9 protein-coding genes are annotated in these 8,882 nt (G+C 53.1%); all 9 read right to left on the bottom strand.

What is annotated here, in order from left to right:
• Positions 1 to 81: 81 nt before the first annotated feature.
• A complete protein-coding gene (locus BUA40_RS06315; RefSeq protein ID WP_072799636.1) occupies positions 82 to 288 on the bottom strand; it encodes a DUF3791 domain-containing protein in 207 nt (68 codons plus the stop codon).
• 3 nt (positions 289 to 291) lie between these two features.
• A complete protein-coding gene (locus tag BUA40_RS06310) occupies positions 292 to 1,029 on the bottom strand; it encodes a hypothetical protein (RefSeq protein WP_072799634.1) in 738 nt (245 codons plus the stop codon).
• A gap of 10 nt (positions 1,030 to 1,039) precedes the next feature.
• A complete protein-coding gene (locus tag BUA40_RS06305) occupies positions 1,040 to 2,173 on the bottom strand; it encodes an AAA family ATPase (protein WP_143149713.1) in 1,134 nt (377 codons plus the stop codon).
• 129 nt (positions 2,174 to 2,302) lie between these two features.
• Positions 2,303 to 2,758 carry a V-type ATP synthase subunit K gene (locus tag BUA40_RS06300; RefSeq protein ID WP_072799628.1) on the bottom strand — a complete coding sequence of 152 codons (456 nt, stop codon included), beginning with the start codon at positions 2,756 to 2,758 and terminating at the stop codon, positions 2,303 to 2,305.
• An 18-nt stretch (positions 2,759 to 2,776) separates the two neighbouring features.
• Positions 2,777 to 3,232 (bottom strand): V-type ATP synthase subunit K, encoded by a 456-nt coding sequence (locus tag BUA40_RS06295; RefSeq protein WP_083532182.1) that lies wholly within the window; start codon positions 3,230 to 3,232, stop codon positions 2,777 to 2,779.
• A 39-nt stretch (positions 3,233 to 3,271) separates the two neighbouring features.
• Entirely contained in the window at positions 3,272 to 5,200 is a 1,929-nt protein-coding gene (locus tag BUA40_RS06290; protein WP_072799625.1) for a V-type ATP synthase subunit I, read from the bottom strand.
• Positions 5,197 to 5,829, bottom strand: a complete 633-nt coding sequence (locus tag BUA40_RS06285) for a V-type ATP synthase subunit D (RefSeq protein ID WP_072799623.1) — start codon at positions 5,827 to 5,829, stop codon at positions 5,197 to 5,199. Before BUA40_RS06285 ends, BUA40_RS06290 begins: the two co-directional genes overlap by 4 nt.
• A gap of 1 nt (position 5,830) precedes the next feature.
• Positions 5,831 to 7,132: a V-type ATP synthase subunit B gene (locus BUA40_RS06280; RefSeq protein WP_072799621.1), complete on the bottom strand. Its 1,302-nt coding sequence runs from the start codon at positions 7,130 to 7,132 to the stop codon at positions 5,831 to 5,833.
• The gene (locus BUA40_RS06275) at positions 7,125 to 8,882 is read right to left on the bottom strand and encodes a V-type ATP synthase subunit A (RefSeq protein ID WP_072799618.1); all 1,758 of its coding nucleotides are present in this window, start codon (positions 8,880 to 8,882) and stop codon (positions 7,125 to 7,127) included. Before BUA40_RS06275 ends, BUA40_RS06280 begins: the two co-directional genes overlap by 8 nt.

Raw genomic sequence — 8,882 nt, 5'->3', positions numbered from 1 at the left:
GTCATATTTTAGAAAACCTTGCAATATTTTCACAGGGTAGAAATCAGTTTTTCCCAATAGTTATGCGGGCTGGGCGGGATTTTAAGGGACGACTAGATAGGCTTCAACCTCATTGAGGCTTGCCAAATCACCCTGCACATGGAACTCTTCGTACATGTCCTGCATAAAGTCATAGACCTTGTACTGTCGAAACAACTTCGCAACCTCCGACATATCCTTATGCCAGGTCTTGGCGGCAAGCCGCAGAAGCCGCACCTGAATCAAGATTATTTCGTCTTTACGGTCCATAGATTAATTCGGAATCTTGGTGTTTTCAAGATTCAAGCCATCTGGGAATGCTTCATGTAACATTAATGCCGAAACAACATGGAGCCTGTTCTTGAAAAATATAAAGCTTGGAGCTGGCAGCAAATTCCAATCATACGATTCAACCGTACTGCGAATTACATTGTAATTTTCACGTTCCGTGCAACCGAGCATCTTCGCCAAGACTTTCTTACCCGAATTCGGGCTGTTGTCGGAGCCAGACAAATTCTCATAAAAGGACTTCTGTGCAGCCTCATCATCTATAAGGCAGAGCATCCAGGATTCGCTTCTGGTTATGGGGACCATAGGAACGCCCATCCTAAAATTTTCACTATCGAAACCCGAATGCATCGCGGCTATCATGGCCCTGTAATACTTGTCGCGATTCTCATGCGAAGGGAAATCCATATCCTCAAAGAGAATTGCACCACAGGCGTCCCCATGTTCAACAGCCTTTCGTGCCAAACAGGCTGAAAAAGCCGATATCGAAACTGTCTTGGGATATGGATTCTTAGCTCCGCGAACATAGGCTTTTCTTTTCGGCTTGTCGTTCTTATTCGCGTCGGAAAGCTCCGACCGGGAAACCATGTACATTAAGACATCTTCGGAATACCAATTGTCCAAAAGATTCCTGACCGCGATTGCAAGCGGGCTATCATAGTCATTAAAGGCATCGTGCCGCAAATCGGAGGAACCTTCGCCGCAAACAACGAACTCAATCATAGGTTCCACCTTAATCGGACAGTTGATCGGACAGTTCAATAAGGTCCGTATCGCCCATGGCTTCGCCCGGACCAAGAACATTCAATTTTTCCGACATCTGCGGAATATCGAAGAACCGACGGACGTGTGTATGCCCTATTTTATCCTTATATAGGAAAAAGACTCCCGAACGCGCCTGGTCATCGGTCAAGTAGTTCAAGAAAAGTCCGCTGTGCGTAGAGACGATAACCTGTTTTTTCGGTTCACCGTAGTTTTGCAACTTCGCAACAAACTTTTCGAAAAGTTCCTGATTCAGGCCATTCTCAACTTCATCAAAGAGAATCACCTTGTCATCAGTAAATTGCTGTGACAAAAGAACAAACAGGCGGAGTGTTCCATAACTTAGATTTGTCGCGGAGAACACGCTTTTTTCAAGTTCACTCAAAAGCAAGGATTTCCAGCCAAATTGCTGGCGTTTAATTTCCATAGCCTTAAGCGGAGCATAGAAGTTCTGAATTTGAGCAAGAAGGTTACGCTGGTTATCGGCAGACAAACCTGCGATAAAGCCGCTCAGATTACGTCCGTTGCTCTCTACGGACACGGATTGTGCCTTGGCAACACGCGACGACTGCGCAATCGCATGGGGGTCAAGAACCCCCAGGAATCGACACTGTCTTATAAACTTACTAAATCCAGTTTCCCTGAAAGAAAAAATAGACCCCGAATAATTGGACGGGCCATAATCGATAACTTGAATTTTCTTGTCCGGTTCCGAAATATTCAATTTGCCTGATTCATAACGATATTCGACAACGCCTTCCCTGAGCGTTTCCACAGTGCACCGCATTTCACGGGTATTAAACTTGGCTTTCCAGAAAGCTTTTTTCTCTCCAAGAGTCGCATCAATTTCAATATCAATAGAATACTTACGCTCGCCACCAAGAGTAAGCAATTCCGTCACATTGTTCAGGCCCTGTTCATTAACCCACTGAGGGACATTGCCATTCATCAGCGATTTCACGAAGTCAAGGAACTGAAGGAGCGTTGTCTTGCCTGAACCGTTGATTCCAATCAGGCAAGAAAACATGGGAATATCACTTATTTCAAAATCCGCTAGGGATTTGAAATTCTTTACGGATATTCTGTCAATCTTAAAAATTTCCATAGTCCAATTATAAAAAAAGGGTGCGGGGCATTGCCCCGCTATTCGAAAAAGACTTCTCAAGTAGATTGCTTCGCTACGTCGCAATGACAAATTCTTTCGTCTTTCGTCTGTAGCGAAGCGTTCTTTCGTCTAACTCACCAGCATCATGGAGAACACCATGACGAACAGGGCAACGGTTTCGCCGACGCCAAGCACCATCAGGTAGTTCACGAGGCCCTTGCCGGTTTCGCCGAGGGCGTTGCAGGCGTCCGCAGCGGACTTGCCCACATACCAGGCGCTGGCCATCATGCCGATGCCACCGAAGATGCCCACACCCAGGTATGCAGCCCAGTTGGCCGGAGCCGCCTGGGACTTGTTCAGGATGTACATCATCAGCAACATACCGTAGATTGTCTGCGCAATCGGCGCGCCCACGAAGATGAGCAACGTAAACAGCGCGTTCTTACCCTTGAGATACGCCTTCTTCCAGGCTCCGATGGCCGCCATGCCGGCAGTCCCGCAGCCTAGCGCAGAACCCACCGCGGCAAGGCCCAAGGCCGCCACCGCGCCGAGTTTCGCGAGCGTTAAAAGTTGAGCTTGATCCATACGTGTTACCTCGCTGGATTAGAGCACCATCATGGAGAACACGAGAACGAACAGGGCCACGGTTTCCACGATACCGAGCACCATGAGGTAGTTCACCATGCCCTTGCCGGTTTCACCGAGAGCATCGCAAGCCACAGCAGCGGACTTGCCCTGATACCAGGCAGAAGCCATCATGCCGAGACCGCCAAAGATACCGGCGCCGAGGCAGCCGCCCCAGTTGGTAAAGCCGGATTCAGCAGCCTTGCTCAGGATGAAGTTCATGAGCAACATGCCGTAAATCGTCTGGGAAATCGGGGCACCCACGAACACCAGGAGTGTGAAGAGGGCGGACTTGCCCTGGGCATAAGCCTTCTTCCACATCGTGATGGCGGACATACCAGCCGTTCCGCAACCAAGGGCAGAGCCCATAGCCGCAATGCCAAGCGCAGCTGCAGCACCCATTTTAGCGAGAGTCACCATTGTATTCGGTTCCATTGTTTTTTCCTCATTAAGTAGCGGGAATTATCCCTTGGTTTAATTTTTCTGCTTGGCGAAGGGGGCGAAGGCAAATCCGCTCCATTCCTGGCCAAGTCCATTTGAAAATTCGAGTGTGTTAAGACGTACGGCGTGGACGGCGACGCCCATGACCGCAAGCGCGATATTCAGGCCATGCACAAAGAGCAGCAGGAAGGCTGCACCGGCGATACCGACAGCGGAGCCGAACAGCGGCGAGAGCATGTCGTTGAACGCTTCGGCAATGGCCGCACCGGACATGCCCACAGCAAACAGACGGATGTAACTGATCACGTCGGTAAAGCTGTTCACCACGTCGAGCACGAGCATCGGGATGCTGATGAAGTCCTGTTTGAGGCGCTTCGGCGGAACGGTAAAGAGCACCAGGAGAACGGCTTCCACGATGAACATCGGGATGACGAACTTCGGCATATCGATACCGAGCACCATCTGGCACGCAAGGAAGAACATCACCCAACAGCCGATAAGCCAGCCCACCTGCGCCATGAACGTGGAGTCCTTGCGCTTGATGCGCACGCAGACGTTCCAGATATGGGCAATACTCAAGTGGACCACGGCGATGCAGAAGCAGAACAGCTGGATATGCTGCATCTGGGAAGCACCCGCCGCCTTCGGCACGAAGCTATCGGGCAGCAGCGTAATTGACTGGGCGAAGGCCTTGTAGGCTTCGAACTTCGCCGGGTCAGTCGGGGCGCTTGTGCGAATCCAGAGCATCGCATTCTTCAGCGGTTCAGGCAACCAGCCGTAGTTGGTGATGTCCAGGTAATACGTCCACCCCGCAAGCGCCGGAGAAAGTCCGAGGAAGCTTGCGTTGATGACACCCCACACGATGGTGGCGATGCTCATGAGGTAGATAAAGTGGAAACCAGCAGGGTTCGCCTTCGGCATCTTGGAGCGGGCAAAGAGTGCCAGACCGAGGAACAACAGGCCGTAAGCCGAGTCGCCCACGATCATCGCAAAGAAGATGCTGAAGAAGCAAAGGAACACGGCCGACACGTCCACTTCCTTGTACCCCGGCGAAATGCCGATGATGTCGTACAGGAACTGCATGGGACGGCTGAGCTTGCTGTAGGTCAACAGCGTCGGGATATCGTCGTCTTCAGCGGGGTCATCCACCAGGAGGCCCCAGCCGTGTTCGCGGGCAGCCTTCTCGAGTTCGCCGACGCGCGGTGCGGGGCAGAAACCCTGCACGGCAGCGACGTTCTTGTCGCCCACCATCGAGGCTTCGGCTTCGACCATGCGGTAGTCGTCACCCACTTCGAGGAGCTTGTCTTCGATAGATTCCCTGACGCCCGAAAGTTCACCCAGGCGTTTTTCAACGCGGGCAAGCGTTTCCTTGGCTTTCGCTTCCATTTCGCGGTATTCGGCAAGCGACTTCTGCGGCATGGTGAGTTCGGTGAAGTTTCCCTTCACGGCGACAGGGGCTTCTCCCCTGCTCAAGACAGCCACATACTTGCCATTTTCATCCTGACCGAATTCTTCGATAGAGCCTTCGCCCTCGAGTTCGAACGGGATTTTACCGTCATGGAGCTGGTAAAGTTTGACATAGATACCCTTCGCCTGCAAGGCAGCTGCCGTTGCGGGGTCCAGGTTCTTGAACATGGAAAGTTTAGTGAGTTCCTCTTCGGCCTGTTCCTTGTCGATTTCCGCCTGCTTGCTTTCGGCAACCAGGTTCTGGATTTCATCGATAAGGCTTGCTGCCGGAGCGGCTTCCTTCACGGGAGTCACACCCTTCGGGGCTTTTTCGGGCACCACTTCCAAGGCCTTCTGCACGCGGTTCATTTCGCCGCGGGCCTTGTTCAGCTTGGCACCTGCAGCCGCCTGCAAAGGCGTGAGGTGCAAAATTTCAAGCGTACGAAGCGCCTGGAGCGTCTCTTCAACCGCACCTGCAACCGTCAGCACCGTCACTTTCTTCATAGGAGTAATCATGCGGCGGCCTCCTTCGCGAGTGCATCCTGGGCTGCGGTACGGGCGGTAGCCTTACCCTTAGCAAGCTTGCTGCGGGCAACGCCGGACGTCTGCTGGTCGCCCAGGAAGATGTTGATAACGCGAATATTTTCCTTCGCTTCGGGAATCTTCACCTTTTCAAACAGGTTCACGCGCTGGCTTGTAGTACGCAATTCCTTGGAGAGGAGTTCGTACTGCTTTTCGAGCACGCGGCGTTCCAGGCGCAGCGAAATCAGGCCCTGAAGGCTTCTGATACCGTCGTCCAGCCACACGGGCGTGGTGAAGAAATCCGGAATGGCGATATTAAAGTCTACCCCGTCGTATGTCGGAATCTTCACGCCGGCGATATTGCCTTCGCCCTGGCGCACTTCCTTCACCGACAGGTACTTTGACCATTCGATGGGTTCGGCAAACAGCGAAATCCAGGAAGCCATGCCCTTACGGAGCTTGTCCTCCTCGGCTCGCTTGGCCATCACCCTCTCCTGGAGCGTGCGCATTTCCATCTGCAGTTGCTGCTTTTTCAAAAGCAACGTCGGCAGATAGCGCTGGAAGCGCTTCAATGCGTCGCGTTCCGCCTTGAGGGCGTTTTTAGTTAACTTGACCTTCGCCATATTACCCCTTCTTGGGCCAATATTCGTTGATCATCTTGGTCGGAATACCCGTTTCTTCGGGTGCGAAACAGTCAGCAAGGATTTCCCAGCCAAGGTCCAAAGCCTTTTCCAGCGGAATGTTGACGGAAAGGTCCATCATTTCGCTTTCGAAACGCTGGCCATACTTCAACAGCTTCTGGTCCCAGTTACTCATGTTGAAGCCCATGGACTGCTTTTCCAAAGTTTCCTTGTAGCTTGCGTACAGCTGAATCATGGTGTTCATGATGGTACGGTGGTCGCTACGGGTCTTACCGTTCACCTGCTGTTTCAAACGAGACAGAGAACCGAACGGTTCGATACGGCCCTTACGCAGGTAGAACTGACCTTCGGTAATGTAACCGGTGTTATCCGGAACCGGGTGGGTCACGTCGTCGCCCGGCATGGTCGTCACAGCCAAAATGGTGATGGAGCCCGAACCTTCGAAGTCCACAGCCTTTTCGTAACGGCTAGCAAGCTGAGAGTAAAGGTCGCCAGGATAACCACGGTTCGACGGAATCTGTTCCATCGTAATGGCGATTTCCTTCATGGCGTCAGCAAAGTTCGTCATGTCGGTGAGGAGCACGAGCACGTTCTTGCCTTCGGTAGCAAACTTTTCAGCCACAGCAAGGGATGCATCCGGCACGAGCAAGCATTCCACGATCGGGTCAGAAGCGGTGTGCATGAACATCACCGTACGGCTCAGAGCACCGTTCTTTTCGAGGAAGTCCTTCAAGTACAGGTAGTCATCGTGCTTCAGGCCCATGCCGCCGAGGATAATCACGTCCACTTCAGCCTGCAATGCGATGCGGGCCAGGAGTTCGTTGTACGGTTCACCGGCGATAGAGAAAATCGGGAGCTTCTGCGAAACCACGAGCGTGTTGAACACGTCGATCATCGGGATACCCGTACGCACCATCGTCTTCGGGATGATACGCTTTGCGGGGTTCACGGAAGGACCACCGATAGTAATGCGTTCGCCGTCCACTTCAGGGCCGTTATCGCGGGGCTTACCTGCACCGTTAAACACGCGGCCAAGTAAAGCTTCGCTGTACGGAACCTTCATCGGTTCGCCAAGGAAGCGCACTTCGGAGTCGGTCGAAATACCACGGGCACCTGCGAACACCTGCAAGTCCACCATGTCACCGTCAATACGGATCACGCGGGCAAGGGATGTTCCGAACGAACTTGTCACCTGGGCAAGTTCCTGGTTTGCAACGCCTTCGGCGCGGAGCGTAATCACGGAACCGGCGATGCGTTCAATACGATGGTATGCCACATTATGCATTAGCGGAAACCTCCTTCACGGAAGCGAAAATACTTTGTTCAAGGTCCTTGAATTCCTGGGAATCGAACTTGACGCGGTTCCAGTCCTTCGTCGACTGAGTGAGCTTGAGGAAGAACGTACGAGCAACATCCTTCTCTTCGAACTTCATCGGGGTCTTAAGAATCTGATAGACCTTGTCAAACACATAAACCTGACGTTCAGCGGAACAGGCAGCGTCGATTTCGTTATAGGCGTCCTGCTGCAGGTAAACAGCATCGAGGTATTCGGACTTCAGGTAAATCACGAAGTCGTCAATCGAAGTACCTTCTTCGCCCACCACCTTCATCATGTTGTTCACGTCCACGCCGTTTGCGAGGATATGACGGGCTTCAGCCACCTTCTTAGCATCGATGATGCCTTCGTACTTGGACCAAGAATCCAGCGGGTGGATGGCCGGGAAGCGGCGCTGGTCGGAACGTTCACGGGAAAGGCCGAGGAATGCGCCCACCACCTTCAAGGTAGCCTGGGTCACCGGTTCTTCGAAGTTACCACCTGCAGGCGACACGGAACCGCAAATCGTCACGGAACCGGTAGAACCATCCTTCAGGCGAACCACGCCACCGCGTTCATAGAAGGCGGCGATCACGGATTCGAGGTAAGCCGGGAAGGCTTCTTCGCCCGGAATTTCTTCCAGACGGCCGCTCATTTCACGCAGAGCCTGTGCCCAACGAGAAGTCGAGTCAGCGAGCAAGAGCACATTCAAGCCCATCTGGCGGTAGTATTCGGCAAGAGTCACGCCCGTATACACGGAAGCTTCACGAGCAGCCACCGGCATCGAAGACGTGTTACAAATAATCAGCGTACGTTCCATGAGGGACTTGCCGGTACGCGGGTCAATCAGTTCAGGGAATTCGCGGAGGGTTTCCACCACTTCACCTGCACGTTCACCGCAAGCTGCCAAAATCACGATATCCACGTCAGCGTAGCGGCTCATGAGCTGCTGAAGCACGGTCTTACCGGCACCGAAGGGGCCCGGCGTACAGAACGTACCGCCCTGCATCACGGGGAAGAACGTATCGATAATGCGCTGCTGCATGGTCAAAGGCTTGCTCGGACGGAGGCGTTCTTCAAAGGCCTTGATCGGCATCTTCACCGGCCAGGTCTGCACCATGGTCACGTCCTGGGTTTCGCCCTTGTCGTTCTTGAGCTTGGCGACCACTTCTTCGACAGTGCGTTCGCCAGCGGCAGCGACAGATTCCACAGTCCACTTGCCGAGCAGGCGGAACGGCACCATGATGCGGTGCGTGAACACGCCTTCGGGCACGGTGCCGAGCGTATCGCCGGCAACAACCACATCGCCCACCTTGGCGACCGGGGTAAATGCCCACTTCTTGTCGCGCGGAAGCGCCTTCAAATACTTACCACGCTGCAGGAAGAAGCCGCATTCTTCGGCAAGCTTCGGGAGCGGGTTCTGCAGACCGTCAAAAACCTGAGTCAAAAGTCCGGGGCCGAGTTCAACAGAAAGGAGTTCGCCAGTAAATTCCACTTCGTCGCCGGTTTTGAGGCCGGTGGTGTCTTCGAACACCTGAAGTTCGGCGTAGTCGCCGCGGATACGGATGACTTCGCTCTTAAGGGGAATAATTTCGGTTTTGCCTTCCTTGTTCTTCTGAGAAAGTTTGGCATAAGCCACTTCGTTCTGAGATACGGCGGTTTCGAACTTGACTCGAATCAAGTTACCGTTCACGCCGGTGATTTTTCCGATACTAGCCAT

The sequence above is a fragment of the Fibrobacter sp. UWT2 genome, assembly GCF_900142545.1.
Classification (GTDB): Bacteria; Fibrobacterota; Fibrobacteria; order Fibrobacterales; family Fibrobacteraceae; genus Fibrobacter.
Note: the sequence above shows the minus strand (reverse complement) of the source record. Positions and strands in the feature narration are given on the sequence as shown.